This is a genomic window from Streptomyces sp. NPDC093071, assembly GCF_044754545.1.
Lineage (GTDB): Bacteria > Actinomycetota > Actinomycetes > Streptomycetales > Streptomycetaceae > Streptomyces.
Genome location: NZ_JBIVPH010000001.1, coordinates 346257 through 359963, shown reverse-complemented (window position 1 = coordinate 359963; position 13707 = coordinate 346257). Strand labels below are relative to the sequence as shown.

Sequence of the window (13707 nt, the reverse complement as noted above, 5' to 3'; positions counted from 1 at the left end):
ACTACGGTATGAGGGAGCACAGGGATGAGCGGCGGAATCGACCAGGACACGTACGCGGTGCTCCGCGACCGCCTCACCGCGCAGGCCGGCGAACTGGCCCGGCGCGCCGAGGCGCTCAACACCGCCCGTACCGCCGCCTTCGGCTCCGGCGGACTCGCCCTCACCGGCACCGACCGGGTCCGCACCGAACGCGCCGGGACGCTCCTCGACGTCGCCGCCGTCGGGGACGGCGTCCTGCTCTTCGGCGGCCGCGCGGTCGCCACGGGCGGCGAGGGACCGGCGGTCGCCGACGTCCTCACCCTGCACGACCGGGACCTGAACCCGCTCCCCGGGGACGCGGTCCCCGGGCTCCTGGACGACCCCGGCTTCCTCCGCGAGTTCGCCGCGCTGCACCGCTACTTCCGGGGCGCGCGGCTGCTCCGGCTGCGGCGCGTGGAGGACCGGCTCCTCGCCGTCTTCCGTACCGGGGAGAAGGCCGACGACCTGCGGGTGCTGCGCTGGGCCCTCGAACCGTCCGGCGGGGCGCGCTTCCTCGACGCCCGGGGCGAGCGCGACCACGTCCTCCCGCCCGCGCACGACCTCGACTGGACGGAGAGCACCCGGGACGACCACGTCTCCGGCCGCCACCCGCACATCTCGCTCGGCGGACGCCTCTACGTCTCCACGACCGGCGGGGCGCTCACCGTCAAGACGGAGAACGACCCCGAGAGCGCCGACGGCATCCACGCGGAGCCGGTCGACGAGCCGCTGCAGTCCCTCGCCGACGCCGAGGTCGCCCACGCCGTCGTCGGCGCCCTGACCCTGATCCGGGTCCGCCCGTACAAGGAAGACGTCGTCCGGTACCTTGTCTTCAACGCGCTGACCGGGAGCGTCGTCCGGCTGGACGGCATCGGGCAGGCCTGTCTGCGGCTGCCCGACGACGAGGGCGTGGTCTTCCCCGGCGGCTACTGCCTCTCCTCCGGGGCCGTGAAGACCTTCGACACCGACACCTCCGGCCTCGCCTTCGACCGGGCGGTCCGCTCGCCCAACGGCGAGGACCTGCTCTTCGCCTTCCATGCCGAGGCGGAGGGCCGGGGCCTCCTCCTGCCGTACAACCTGATCCGCAAGGAGATCGCCGCCCCGCTCGCCTGCCGGGGGTACGCGCTGCTCGACGACGGGACGATGGTCGTCCTGCGCGGGGTGTCCGGCGAGCCCGGCCGGGTCCACCCCGTGCAGGTCTGGACGACGCCGTACGTCTCCGACGTGCACGTGGCCCCCGTGAGCGACGACCCGCTGGCCCGCATCGGCAACGCGGACCTCGTCCGGGGCGTCTCCGACTGCCTGTCGATCGCCCGGCAGGCCACCGAACTCACCCCCGCCGGCGAGGTGTACGAGGCGCTCGTCGCCGCCTGCGAGCGCGCCGCCGACGTCCACCACTGGCTGGGGGACCCGGAGACCGGGGACCTGCGCACCCCGCTGACCGCACTCCGGGACACCGCCGGGCAGGTCCTCGACGAGTTCGCCACCGTCACCACCCTCACCCGGCAGGCCGCCGACGCCCTCGCGGAGACCACCGAGCGGATCGCCCGGCTCGTCCGGCGCGTCCGCGGCGAGGCGCCCGCCACGGCGGAGGAGTGGATCTCCCGCATCACCGAACTCCGGCAGACCCAGGGCCACTTGATCAACCTGAAGGAGATGCGGTACGCCGACGCGGACGCCGTCGACGCCCTCGCGGCGGACGTCGAGTCCGACATCGCCGCGGCCGGCCGGCGGGCCGTCGCCTTCCTCCGGGGCGAGGACGCCTTCGCCGCTCAGCACGCCGAGGCGGAGCGGCTCGCCGCCGAGGCCGGGGAGGTCGCCACCGTCGCGGAGACGGGCCCCGTCGGGGAGCTGATCGACGGCCTCACCACCGGCCTGCGGACCCTCAGCGAGATCATCGCCGGGCTCGACATCGGCGACGCCACCGTCCGCACCGCGATCCTGGGCCGCGTCGCCGACGCCCTGGGCGTCCTCAACCGCGCCCGCGCCGTCCTCGCCGCCCGCCGCGCCGAACTCCTCGACCGGGAGGGCCGGGCGGAGTTCGCCGCCGAGTTCGCCCTGCTCGGCCAGGCCGTCACCGGCGCGCTCGCCGCCGCCGACACCCCCGACCACTGCGACGACCAGCTCGGCCTCCTGCTCCTCCAGCTGGAGAACCTGGAGTCCCGCTTCGCCGAGCACGACGGCTTCCTCGACGACATCGCCGAGCGCCGCACCGAGATCCACGACGCCTTCACCGCCCGCAAGCAGTCCCTCCAGGACGCCCGCGCCCGCCGCGCCGAGCGCCTCGCCGGATCGGCCGACCGCGTCCTGGAGACGATCGCCCGCCGGGCCGCCACCCTGACGGGACCGGACGAGGTGCACACGTACTTCGCCTCCGACCCGATGGTCGCCAAGGTCCGGCGCACCGCCGCCGAACTGCGCGAACTCGGGGACCAGGTGCGGGCCGAGGAGCTGGAGGGGCGGCTCGGCGCCGCCCGCCAGGAGGCCGGGCGCGCGCTGCGCGACCGCACCGAGCTGTTCTCCGACGGCGGCGACACCCTCCGCCTCGGCCGCCACCGGTTCGCCGTCAACCGGCAGGCGCCCGAACTGACCCTCGTCCCGTACGGGGACACCCTCGCCCTCGCCCTCACCGGGACCGACCACCGCACGCCCGTCACCGACCCGGACTTCGCCGCCACCCGCCCGTTCTGGGACCGGACCCTGCCCTCCGAGTCGCCCGCCGTCTACCGGGCCGAGCACCTGGCCGCCTGGCTGCTCGCCGAGCACGGCGCGGACGGCCTCGCGGACGCCGACCTGCCCGCGCTCGCCCGGACCGCCGCCGGGGCCGCCTACGACGAGGGCTACGAGCGCGGGGTCCACGACCACGACGCGGCGGCGATCCTGGACGTGCTCCTCGGCCTCCGCGCGAAGGCCGGACTGCTGCGGTACCCGGCGGCGGCGCGGGCCGCCGCCCAGCTCTTCTGGGCCCACGCCACCGACGAGGACGCCCGCGAGCAGTGGACCCGGCGCGCGGTCTCGCTGACCCGCGCCCGCGACCTCTTCGGCGCCGCGTCGGCCGTCGACGGGCTGCGCGACGAACTGGCCGGGGAGATCGGCGACGCGACCGCCGCCGCGTACCTCGTCGAGGAACTCGCCGCCGCCCCGCAGGGGTTCGCCGTCTCGGACGCGGCCCGCACCCTCCTCGAAAAGTTCCGCCGCGCCGTGGGAGGTTCCGCGTACGACGACGCCCTCGCCGGACTCGCGGACCTCGGCGCGCGGCGCCAGCTCGTCGAGGCCTGGCTCACCGCCTACGCCTCCGCCTCCGGCGAACCGCTCGACGGGGACGTGTGCGGCGGGGGCGTGCTCACCGAGGCCGTCGCCGTCGAACTCTGCCCCGGACTCGCACGGTACGGGGTCGACGCCCCGACCACCGCGACGGTCACCGGACTCCTGGGCGCCCACCCCCGCGTACGGAACCGCTCGCTCGACCTGCGGCTGGACGAATTCCTGTCCAGGACAGGGGAGTTCGCCGCCAGTGACGTGCCCGCCTTCCGCGCCTACCAGGAGTGCAGGACGCGGCTCGTCGCCGCCGAGCGCGCCCGGCTCCGCGTGGACGAGTACCGCCCCCGGGTCATGTCCTCCTTCGTCCGCAACCGGCTCGTGGACGAGGTCTACCTGCCGCTCGTCGGCGACAACCTCGCCAAGCAGCTCGGCGCCGCCGGGGACGCCAAGCGCAGCGACTCCCACGGCCTGCTGCTGCTCCTCTCCCCGCCCGGCTACGGCAAGACCACCCTGATCGAGTACGTCGCGGACCGCCTCGGCCTGCTCCTCGTCAAGGTCGACGGACCGGCCCTCGGCCAGCGCACCACCTCCCTCGACCCCGCCGAGGCGCCCGACGCCACCGCCCGCCGGGAGCTGGAGAAGATCGCCTTCGCGCTGTCCGCCGCCAACAATGTCCTGCTGTACGTGGACGACATCCAGCACACCTCGCCGGAGTTCCTCCAGAAGTTCATCCCGCTCTGCGACGCCACCCGCACCCTGAACGGGCACGACCTGCGGGGCAAGCGCTTCGCCGTCTGCATGGCCGGCAACCCGTACACCGAGTCCGGGCAGGCCTTCCGGGTGCCCGACATGCTCGCCAACCGGGCCGACGTCTGGAACCTCGGCGACGTCCTGACCGGCAAGGAGGACGTCTTCGCGCTCAGCTTCGTCGAGAACGCCCTCACCTCCCACCCGGCCCTCGCCCCGCTCGCCGGACGCGACCGCGCCGACCTGGAGCTGCTCGTCCGGATCGCCGCCGGGGACCCGACCGCGCGCCGCGACCGGCTCGTCCACCCGTACGCCCCGGCCGAGCTGGAGCGGATCCTCGCCGTCCTCGGCCGGCTCCTCACGGCCCGCGAGACGGTCCTCGCCGTCAACGAGGAGTACATCGCCTCCGCCGCCCGCAGCGACGCGTCCCGCACCGCGCCGCCGTTCCGGCTCCAGGGCTCCTACCGCACCATGAACAAGATCGCGGCCCGGATCTCGCCCGCCATGAACGACGTCGAACTGGCCGCCGTGATCGACGACCACTACACCGCCGAGGCCCAGACCCTCACCACCGAGGCCGAGGCCAACCTCCTCCGCCTCGCCGAACTCCGGGGCACGCTCACCCCCGAACAGGCCGCGCGCTGGGCCGAGGTGAGCGCCGCGTACGTCCGGGCGCGGGCGCTCGGCGGTTCCGAGGACGACCCCCTCGCCCGCGCGGTCGCCGCCCTCGGGCTGCTCGCCGACCGGGTCGCCGCCGTCGAGTCCGCGATCGACCGGGTGGCGGACCCGAGGAACCTGCTGCGGGCCCCGCGCCACGGATGAGGGGGACGGTCACATGAGGAGCGCGCCCGGGTCCCGGACCAGCGGGGCCGTACCGACGGAATTGCTCACGTTGAAGGTGACGCTCCCCGCCCGGTAGCGGTCCTCGGTCCACTCGATGGGACGGCCGTCCGGATTGCTGGTGAGGTGGCGCTGGCGCAGGAGGGGGCTGCCCCGGCGGACGCCGAGCAGCCGGGCGTCGTCGCTGCCGGCCGGCACGGCGTCGATCAGGTGCTCGCCGTAGTGGGCGACGATCCCGGCCTCCTCCGCCATGCTGTCCATGATCGAGGCGCAGTCGACCGGCAGCGCCTCCACGGCGGGGGCGACCCAGGCCGCGTACGCGGTGCGCTCCACCATCACCGGCTCCCCGTCCAGGTACCGCAGCCGCAGCACGTCCAGGACCCCGGACCCCTCCGGCAGGACCAGCCGGCGCGCCTCCTCGGGGGTGGCGGGGCGCCGCTCGCGGTGCAGGAAGCGGCTCGTCGCCCGGTAGCCCATGGCCCGCGCCCACTGGGCGAAGCTGTGCAGCTCGGCGAAGCTGTGCCGGCGCTCGCGGCGGAGCACGATGCGGCGGGCGCCCTGGCGGGAGCCGATCAGCCCTTCCGAGGTGAGGAGGGCGACGGCCTGGCGCACGGTGCCGCGCGAGGCGGACCAGCGGACGGCGAGGTCGCTCTCGGACGGCAGACGGGCGCCGACGGGGTACTCGCCGCTGAGGATCGAGCGGCGGAGTCCCTCGGCGATCTCCACGTAGAGCGCCGGCACGGCGTCCCCCTTCTCGCGCGCGACCGCGCACACCCGGTCACGGCGTGCGCTGTTCCGCGCCCACCCTAACCCGGGGTACGGACGCGGGGAGGCGCCCGCCGGATCGTCCCAACTCCGTTGCGTTCACCTGCGATCGACCACCACCGGCTCTTCCGGAAGGCGTGGGGGACCGGTCACGCCCCGTTCACCCGCCGGACAGGACGTCCGGGCGAACTGGGGGCGTCTTGTCCAGACAAGTTTCAGCCTCGCTCCTGGGAGAACCCGTGCGCAGAACCCCCGTCCGCGGTGCCGCCGTCCTGCTCGGCGCCGTCGTCCTCACCACCGTCACCGCCTGCGGCGCCGCCCCCGAGGGCGAGGCCGGAGCGAAGGGCGACGGCGCGAAGGCCGCCACCGCGGCCTCCGCCGGGGACCTCGGCGGCCTGGACGCCCTCGTCGCGGCGGCCAAGAAGGAGGGCGCGCTCCACGTCATCGCGCTGCCGCCGGACTGGGCCAACTACGGCGAGCTGATCAAGGCGTTCGAGACGAAGTACGGGATCGAGGTCGAGAGCGAGAACCCGGACGCCTCCAGCGCCGACGAGATCGCCGCCGTCAAGTCCCGCAAGGGCCAGAAGCGCGCCCCCGACGTCCTCGACCTGGGCATCGCCTTCGCCCGCAGCGGCGCCGAGGAGGGCCTCTTCGCCCCGTACAAGGTCGAGGCCTGGGACAAGATCCCGGCGGGCCAGAAGGACGAGGCCGGCCGCTGGTACAACGACTACGGCGGCTACGTCTCCATCGGCTGCGACGCCAAGCGGATCCCGAACTGCCCGACGACCTTCGCCGACCTCCTCAAGCCCGAGTACAAGGGCAAGGTCGCCCTCAACGGCAACCCGACCAAGTCCGGCTCCGCCTTCGGCGGCGTCTACGCGGCCGCCCTCGCCAACAAGGGCTCCTTCGCCGACATCCAGCCCGGCATCGACTTCTTCGGACAGCTGAAGAAGAGCGGCAACTTCATCCCCGTCGAGTCCACCCCGGCCACCGTCGAGAAGGGCGAGACGCCCATCAGCCTCGACTGGGACTACCTCAACGCCGGCTACGCCGACCAGTTCAGGTCCAAGGGCGTCGACTGGAAGGTCGCCGTCCCCACCGACGGCGTCTACGCCCAGTACTACTCCCAGGCGATCAACAAGGACGCCCCGCACCCGGCGGCCGCCCGCCTGTGGATGGAGTTCCTCTACAGCGCCGAGGGCCAGAACCTCTGGCTCAAGGGGTACGCCCGCCCCGTCCTGCTCCCGGCCATGACCGCCGACGGCACCGCCGACAAGACGTTCGTCGCCAAGCTGCCGAAGGTCGAGGGCACTCCCTCCTTCCCGGCCTCCGCCGAACTCGACAAGGCCAAGGCCACCCTCGCCGAGAAGTGGGACAAGGCCGTCTCCTGATGTCCTCCGCCTCCTCCGCCCCCACCCCGGGAAACACCGAGGGAAACACCGAGGGAAGCCCCATGGGAAGCCCCACGGGGACCACCCCGGGAAGCCCCACGGGGGCCTCCCCGGGAGCCGCCGGCGGCCCCCGCCGCCGGCGGCGCGGCCCCCGCCCCTGGCTCGCCGCCCTCCCGCTGATCGCCTTCACCGCCCTGTGCTTCGGGCTCCCGCTCGGCGCCCTCCTGTACGGGGCTGTGACCCGCACCGACCCGGCCACCGGAGCCACCGCCCCGACCGGCGAGCACCTGGCCCGCTCCCTCCAGGGCCCCTACCTCGGCTCCCTGACCGGCAGCGTGCAGCTCTCCGCCCTCACCGCGCTCCTCGGCTCCGTCCTCGGCGTCCTCATCGCCCAGGCCGTCGTCACCTCCCGCTCCCGGGCCCTGCGCGGCGCGGTCCTCACCGCCTCCGGCGTCCTCGCCAACTTCGGCGGCGTCCCGCTCGCGTTCGCGTTCATCGCGACCCTCGGCATCTCCGGCGTCGTCACCCAGCTCGCCGACCTCACCTCCCTCGGCTGGAACCTGTACTCGTTCACCGGCCTCACCGTCGTCTACCTGTACTTCCTGATTCCGCTGATGGTTCTGGTGATCGCCCCCGCCCTCGACGGACTGCGGCCCCAGTGGCGCGAGGCCGCGCGGAACGCGGGCGCCGGCGGATGGCAGTACTGGCGCCACGTCGGCCTCCCGGTCCTCGCGCCCTCGCTGCTCGGCGGGTTCGTGCTGCTCTTCGGCAGCGCCTTCGCCGCCCACGCGACGGCCGCCGCGCTCGTCGGCGGCTCCGTCCCCCTGGTCACCCTGAAGATCGCCGACGCGCTCTCCGGGAACGTCCTGGTCGGCCAGGAGAACGTCGCCCTCGCCCTCGGCCTCGACATGGTCCTCGTCGCCGGACTCGTCATGGCCCTCTACCTCCCCCTCCAGCGCAGGAGCGCCCGATGGCTGCGATGACCCCCACCGTCCCGGACACCGCGCCGGAGACCGGGGCGCGGACGGCCGGGACCGCCGTTCCCGTACGGAACGCCCGCCCCCGCCCCCGCGTCTGGCGCGGACTCGTCCTCGGCCTCGGCGGCGCGTACTTCCTGGTCCCGCTGATCGCCTCGTTCGTGTTCACGGTGCACACCCCCGGCCAGGGCGTCTCCTTCGCCGCGTACACCGAACTCCTGGGCGCCGAGGGCTTCCTGAGCAGCCTGACGCTCTCCCTCGGTCTCGCCGCCGCCACGATCGCGCTGTCCCTGCTGCTCGCCGTGCCCGCCCTGGTGGCCGTACGGCTCGGCGCGCCCCGGCTGCGCCCGGTGATCGAGGTGCTGTGCACGCTGCCGCTCGTGGTGCCGCCGATCGCCCTGGTCACCGGCATCACCACGGTCCTGCGCTGGGGCCCCGACCACCTCGCGCGGACCCCGCTCTACCAGACGTTCCTCGCCGTCCAGAACGAGGACTTCCCCGTCGTCCTGGTCCTCGCGTACACCGTCATGGCCCTGCCGTTCGTGTACCGCTCCCTCGACGCGGGACTGCGCGCCGTCGACGTCCCGACCCTCGTCGAGGCCGCCCGCAACTGCGGGGCGGGCCGGACGTACGTGCTGGTCCGCGTGATCCTGCCCAACCTGCGGCCCTCGCTCGCGGGCGCCGCCTTCCTCACCCTGGCCCTGGTCCTCGGCGAGTTCACCGTCGCCTCGCTGCTCGGCTTCCGGCCGTTCGCGGTGTGGATCGTCTCCATCTCCGGCGCCCAGGCCCGGATGTCGGTGGCCGTCTCCCTGCTCAGCCTGCTCGTCACCTGGGCCCTGCTGCTCGTCCTGTCCCGGGCGGGAACGGAGCCGACCGGCCCCCGCCCTGCTCGCCGCACCGCCCCCAAGGAGTCCTGACCCGCCATGACCTCAGCAACAGCGGAACGGACGGGGACCGCCCCCGTCACCGGCGCCCGCGTCGAATTCCGCGGCCTGCGCCGCTCGTTCGGCCCCACCACCGCCCTCGACGGACTCGACCTGACGGTGGAACCGGGCGAACTCCTCGCCCTGCTCGGCCCGTCGGGCTGCGGCAAGACCACCGCCCTGCGCGTCCTCGCCGGCTTCGAGCGGCCCGACGCGGGCGAGGTCCTCGTCGACGGCACCGACATCACCCACGTCCCGGCCCACCGCCGCGACGCCGGGATGGTCTTCCAGTCGTACAGCCTCTTCCCCCACCTCACCGCCCGCGACAACGTCGCCTTCGGCCTGCGCGTGCGGAAGGCCGGGGCGGCCGAGCGGCACGCCCGCGCCGCCGAACTCCTCGACCTGGTGGGCCTGCCGCGGCACGGCGACCGCTACCCGCACCAGATGTCGGGCGGCCAGCAGCAGCGCGTGGCCCTGGCCCGCGCCCTCGCCCTGCGCCCCCGCGTCCTGCTCCTGGACGAACCGCTCTCCGCGCTCGACGCCAAGGTCCGCCTCAGCCTCCGGGAGGAGATCCGGCGGCTCCAGCTCGACCTCGGCATCACCACGGTCTTCGTCACCCACGACCAGGAGGAGGCGCTGTCCATGGCGGACCGCGTCGCCGTCCTCAACGCCGGGCGCCTCGAACAGTGCGCGACCCCGGCCGAGTTGTACCGGCGCCCCGCGACCGCGTTCGTCGCCTCGTTCATCGGCACCATGAACCGGCTGCCGGGCCGCCTCGCGGGCCCCGGGCTCGTCGAGGTCGCGGGCGTCCGGCTGCCCGTCGACGGCGAGGCGCCGAAGGGGCCCGGGGTCGACGTCCTCGTCCGTCCCGAGAACCTCACCGTGACCGAGGACCCCGACGGCGACGCGACGGTGGTCTCCACCTCCTTCCTCGGCCCGGTCACCCGCGTCCACCTCGACCGCGCCGGCACCCCGGTCAAGGCCGACCTGCCGTCGCGGGACGCCGGCGCGCTCGCCCCGGGCGTGCGCGTCGCCCTCGGCGTCGTCCACCACCCCGCCCTGGTCGTGGCCCGGGAGATGGCCGGTGAGTGAACTCGCCGCGGTCCTCTTCGACATGGACGGCACCCTCGTCGACACCGAGACCCTCTGGTGGGACGCCACCGAGGAGGTCGCCGCCCGGCTCGGCCACCGCCTGACGGCCGCCGACGCCCCCGAGGTCGTCGGCCGCGCCGTCGAGGACACCGCCGCCCACCTCGTACGGACCACCGGCATGTCGGGCACGGCCGGGGTCGCCTCCGCACTCACCACCGCGTTCCGGCGGCGCGTCGACACGGGCGCCCCGCTGCGCCCGGGAGCCGGCCGACTGCTCGCCGAACTGGAGCGCGCGGCCGTGCCGTTCGCCCTGGTCAGCGCCTCTCCCCGGTCGGTGGTCGACGCGGTGACCGGTGGCGCGCTCGCCCGCGTCCCGTTCGCCTTCACCCTCTCGGCCGACGACACCGTCCGGACGAAGCCGCACCCCGATCCGTACCGAACGGCCGCCCGGCGCCTGGGAGTTCCGGTCGAGGCCTGCGTGGCGGTCGAGGACTCGCCGGACGGCACCGCCTCGGCCGACGCGGCGGGCTGCGTCGTCCTGGTCGTCCCCTCCCTGCTCCCGGTGGAGCCGGGACCGGGGCGGGTCTTCGCGGAGAGCCTGGAGGAGGTCTCCCTTGCCACCCTGCGCGGCCACGTGCGGCACGGCCGCTCCCCGGCCGTCAGCCCGCCCAGCGTCCCGACATGAACGTGATCGCCAGGACGGTGCTCAGCGGCGCGACCAGACAGAGGTACGCGATCGCGACCCACCGCCGGCGCGCGCTCCAGACCGCGAGCCCGACCCACAGCGGCCACCACAGGAGGGTGCTGCGGGCGACCGACATGTACCAGTACGAGGTGCCGAGCGCCCACAGCGTCAGCGCGATGTACACGGCCTCCGGCCAGCGGCGCCGCACGACGAGGAAGGCGAGCAGCAGCAGGCCGAGGACCATGGCGAGCAGGTCCGCCTGGAACTGGGCCGCGTAGCCGGTGGCCTGGGTGCGGTCGAAGGCCTCGTGCCAGGTCTGCGACCAGGCCTCCCAGGGGGCGCGGAAGTGGCGGTACCAGCCGCGCTCCTGCGCGTGCTTCCACGCCATGGGGTCGCCGGTCCGCCCGTACAGGTACCAGAAGTAGAGGAGCGCGGGCAGGCCGGGCAGGACGAGCCAGACGGCATCGCGCTTCCGGCTCGCTCCTTCGCCCCGCCGCGTCGGCAGGGTCGTCCTGGTTGTTCTGGTCGTCAGGGTCGTCCTGGTCGTCAGGGTCGTCAGGAAGAGGACGACGAGCGCGGCGGCGAGGAAGAGCCCGCTGATGCGCACAGTGGTGGCGCCGGCGGCGAGCACCGAGGCGAGGAGCCACCGCTGCCGCCGGGCCGCGAGCCAGGCGGGCAGGGCGAAAGCCAGGAAGAGGGCCTCGCTGTATCCGGCGGCCAGGAAGACCGCGCAGGGCGACACCAGGAGGAACAGGGCGGCGCGGCGGCCCGCGCCGGAACCGGGCAGGTGGAGCTCGGCGATCCGGGCGAGGGCCACGGCGGCGACGGCCCCGGCGACGAGGGAGACGAGGAGCCCGGCGACGGTCCAGTGCGGCACGAGGACGTGCACCGCGCGCAGGACCAAGGGGAGTCCGGGGAAGAACGCCTCCCGGTTGTCCCCGGGACCCGGCCCCTCGGGGAAGTAGCCGTCCCTGGCTATGTTCAGGAAGTGCCCCCAGTCCCAGTGCTCGAAGGGCGAGAGGACCGGCGCGGGCACCCGGGCGTCACCGGACGCCGGGAACAGCCAGCGGGTGCAGTACGCGGTCGTCCACACGGCGGCCCGCGTCATCAGGTACAGCCACAGGACCTCGCGGTCGGCGGGGCGGAGCCGGGGCGACGCGGCCCGGGAGGGCACTTCCGAGGGAACCGGGCGCACGGCGGAGGCACCCCGTACGGGGGCACGCCGGGGGGAGGGTGGTGCCGAAATCGGCATGGGTGAGGTCTCTCCGTGAGGGCATGGGTACGCACGGTCACCCCCATGGGGCGGCGAGGGGGGCACGAGGGGCGAGGGTGCGGTGAAAGGAGGGGGCGGTGCGGCGGGTCAGCCCCGCGTCGTCGTCGCGGTCGCCGGTGCCGTCGTCGCCGGTCCGGTCGTCACGGGCTCGGTCGTCGTGCCCGAGCCGCCGGGGGACGTGGTCGCCGACCCGCCGGGGGACGCCGGCGGGTAGGTCCGCCGACCCTCCGTCGTGCTGCCGGGATTCGGCGGAGGGGCGCTCTCCGTCTCCCGGGGCGGAGGCCCGGGGAGGTCGGTGGAGCTGGGGCCGGGCAGGGGCACGGAGGGGCTGGTCGCGGGCAGGACGGGACCGGCGGGGCCGGGGGCGAGCGTGGCGGCCGTCGCCACGCCGAGGACGGCGGCGACGCCCGCCGTGGCCGTGGCGAGGGCCAGCCGGCGCCGGTGGGCCCGCCTGCCCCGTGCGACGACCTGGGCGACCGGGAGCGTCGTGGCCTCCCGGCTGCCGTGGTCGGCGGCGGCCCGGAAGAGGGCCCTCAGGGAGGGGTCGGAGTGATCGTTCACCGGGATCCGGCCTCCTGCTCGGTGTCCTTGAGCCGGTCGGCGAGGGCGGCGCGCCCCCGGCCGAGGTGGGTCTTGACGGTGCTGGCGGACAGCCCGGTCTCGCCCGCGATCTGTTCGACGGTGAGGTCGCACAGGTAGTGCAGGGTGACGGTGCGCCGCTGCTGGGCGGGGAGCGTGCGCAGGGCGTCGACCAGGACCACGTGCTCCGGTCCCGGCCCGGCCGTGTCGGCCGGGGCCGCCCGCCGGCTCCAGGCGTCGGCCGTACGCCTCCGGAAGCGCCAGCGGCTCACGGCGAGGCGCCAGGCGACCGTGCGGATCCACGCCTCCGGTCCGCTGTCGCCGTCCAGCCGGCGCCGCCGGGTCCAGCCCTTGATGAACGCCTCCTGGACAACGTCTTCAGCCTCCTGCAGATCGCCGAGCATGACGTAGAGCTGTCCGGTGAGCCGCCCGACCGACTGGACGTAGAACGCTTCGAACTCTTCGACGGTCAAGGGCAACTCCCGGGTCTCTCGCTTCACCGGGCATACGCCTGGCACGGCCTCGACGGTCTACACGGTTTCCGGAGGAAGCGCGTGAGCCCGGTCACACCGCGGATCCGCGCGGTCGTCCGCAGACCGTCGACCCTAAGGGGTGCCCTGTCGCTCAGGCCTTGGGGGAGGCGTCCCGTACGGGGTGCTTGCTCAGGATCGACACGCGGTTGAAGGCGTTGATGGTGATCGCCACCCAGAGCACGGCGGAGACCTCGTCGTCACTGAGGGTCCGGCGGGCGTCGGCGCAGGCGCTCTCCTGCACGAGGGCGTCGGCGGGGTGGGTGGCGGCCTCGGCCAGGGCCAGCGCCGCGCGCTCGCGCGCCGTGAAGAGCTCGGTGTCCCGCCAGGCGGCGAGCACGCCGAGGCGGCGGGTCGTCTCGCCGGCGCGCAGGGCGGCCCGGGTGTGCACGTCGAGGCAGGAGGCGCAGCCGTTGATCTGGGACACCCGGAGGTTGACGAGCTCCACCAGGAGCCGGTCGAGCCCGGCGTCGGCGGCCGTCGCCCGCACCGCCTCGGCCGTCCGGACCAGGGCGTGGTAGGCCTGGGGGCTCTGCTTGTCGAGGGGGATCCGCCCGGCGGCGGGGGCTCCTGCCGTGTCGCTCACTGCGCACTCCTTCTCCGGGATCTCCGCGGCTGCGGAAGCT

11 protein-coding genes are annotated in these 13707 nt (G+C 74.7%); 6 read left to right on the top strand and 5 right to left on the bottom strand.

What is annotated here, in order from left to right; translation table 11 throughout:
* Positions 1 to 24: 24 nt before the first annotated feature.
* Positions 25 to 4848, top strand: a complete 4824-nt coding sequence (locus ACIQD7_RS01460) for a DNA repair ATPase (RefSeq protein ID WP_402438459.1) — start codon at positions 25 to 27, stop codon at positions 4846 to 4848.
* Positions 4849 to 4857: 9 nt separating this feature from the next.
* Here ACIQD7_RS01460 and ACIQD7_RS01455 read toward each other — a convergent pair whose 3' ends face one another.
* Positions 4858 to 5607 (bottom strand): GntR family transcriptional regulator, encoded by a 750-nt coding sequence (locus tag ACIQD7_RS01455; protein ID WP_161373649.1) that lies wholly within the window; start codon positions 5605 to 5607, stop codon positions 4858 to 4860.
* 296 nt (positions 5608 to 5903) lie between these two features.
* Between ACIQD7_RS01455 and ACIQD7_RS01450 the strand changes: the two genes are divergently transcribed.
* From ACIQD7_RS01450 to ACIQD7_RS01430, 5 genes are all read left to right on the top strand, one after another.
* On the top strand, positions 5904 to 7022 hold the full coding sequence (locus ACIQD7_RS01450) for an ABC transporter substrate-binding protein (RefSeq protein ID WP_402439671.1): 1119 nt from the start codon (positions 5904 to 5906) through the stop codon (positions 7020 to 7022).
* 62 nt (positions 7023 to 7084) lie between these two features.
* Positions 7085 to 8005 (top strand): ABC transporter permease, encoded by a 921-nt coding sequence (locus ACIQD7_RS01445; RefSeq protein ID WP_402438455.1) that lies wholly within the window; start codon positions 7085 to 7087, stop codon positions 8003 to 8005.
* A complete protein-coding gene (locus ACIQD7_RS01440) occupies positions 7993 to 8916 on the top strand; it encodes an ABC transporter permease (RefSeq protein ID WP_402438452.1) in 924 nt (307 codons plus the stop codon). Before ACIQD7_RS01445 ends, ACIQD7_RS01440 begins: the two co-directional genes overlap by 13 nt.
* Positions 8917 to 8922: 6 nt before the next feature.
* Positions 8923 to 10014, top strand: a complete 1092-nt coding sequence (locus tag ACIQD7_RS01435) for an ABC transporter ATP-binding protein (protein ID WP_402438449.1) — start codon at positions 8923 to 8925, stop codon at positions 10012 to 10014.
* Positions 10007 to 10699 (top strand): HAD family hydrolase, encoded by a 693-nt coding sequence (locus ACIQD7_RS01430; protein ID WP_402438446.1) that lies wholly within the window; start codon positions 10007 to 10009, stop codon positions 10697 to 10699. Before ACIQD7_RS01435 ends, ACIQD7_RS01430 begins: the two co-directional genes overlap by 8 nt.
* On the opposite strand, the gene ACIQD7_RS01425 is transcribed toward ACIQD7_RS01430, so the two are convergent.
* The 4 genes from ACIQD7_RS01425 to ACIQD7_RS01410 form a co-directional block, all read right to left on the bottom strand.
* Positions 10674 to 11951, bottom strand: a complete 1278-nt coding sequence (locus ACIQD7_RS01425; RefSeq protein ID WP_402438443.1) for a mannosyltransferase family protein — start codon at positions 11949 to 11951, stop codon at positions 10674 to 10676. The genes ACIQD7_RS01430 and ACIQD7_RS01425 overlap by 26 nt on opposite strands.
* Positions 11952 to 12059: 108 nt before the next feature.
* The gene (locus tag ACIQD7_RS01420) at positions 12060 to 12533 is read right to left on the bottom strand and encodes a hypothetical protein (RefSeq protein WP_402438440.1); all 474 of its coding nucleotides are present in this window, start codon (positions 12531 to 12533) and stop codon (positions 12060 to 12062) included.
* A complete protein-coding gene (locus tag ACIQD7_RS01415) occupies positions 12530 to 13024 on the bottom strand; it encodes a SigE family RNA polymerase sigma factor (RefSeq protein ID WP_391052986.1) in 495 nt (164 codons plus the stop codon). Before ACIQD7_RS01415 ends, ACIQD7_RS01420 begins: the two co-directional genes overlap by 4 nt.
* Before the next feature lie 151 nt (positions 13025 to 13175).
* Positions 13176 to 13667, bottom strand: coding sequence for a carboxymuconolactone decarboxylase family protein (locus ACIQD7_RS01410; RefSeq protein WP_402438436.1), 492 nt, complete (start codon positions 13665 to 13667; stop codon positions 13176 to 13178).
* Between the last annotated feature and the right edge of the window lie 40 nt (positions 13668 to 13707).

Excerpts from the sequence above, each read along its gene's own strand:
- ACIQD7_RS01460 (WP_402438459.1), top strand. The coding sequence starts at position 25 with ATGAGCGGCGGAATCGACCAGGACACGTACGCGGTGCTCCGCGACCGC.
- ACIQD7_RS01425 (WP_402438443.1), bottom strand. The coding sequence starts at position 11,951 with ATGCCGATTTCGGCACCACCCTCCCCCCGGCGTGCCCCCGTACGGGGT.
- ACIQD7_RS01435 (WP_402438449.1), top strand. The coding sequence starts at position 8,923 with ATGACCTCAGCAACAGCGGAACGGACGGGGACCGCCCCCGTCACCGGC.
- ACIQD7_RS01445 (WP_402438455.1), top strand. The coding sequence starts at position 7,085 with ATGGGAAGCCCCACGGGGACCACCCCGGGAAGCCCCACGGGGGCCTCC.
- ACIQD7_RS01440 (WP_402438452.1), top strand. The coding sequence starts at position 7,993 with ATGGCTGCGATGACCCCCACCGTCCCGGACACCGCGCCGGAGACCGGG.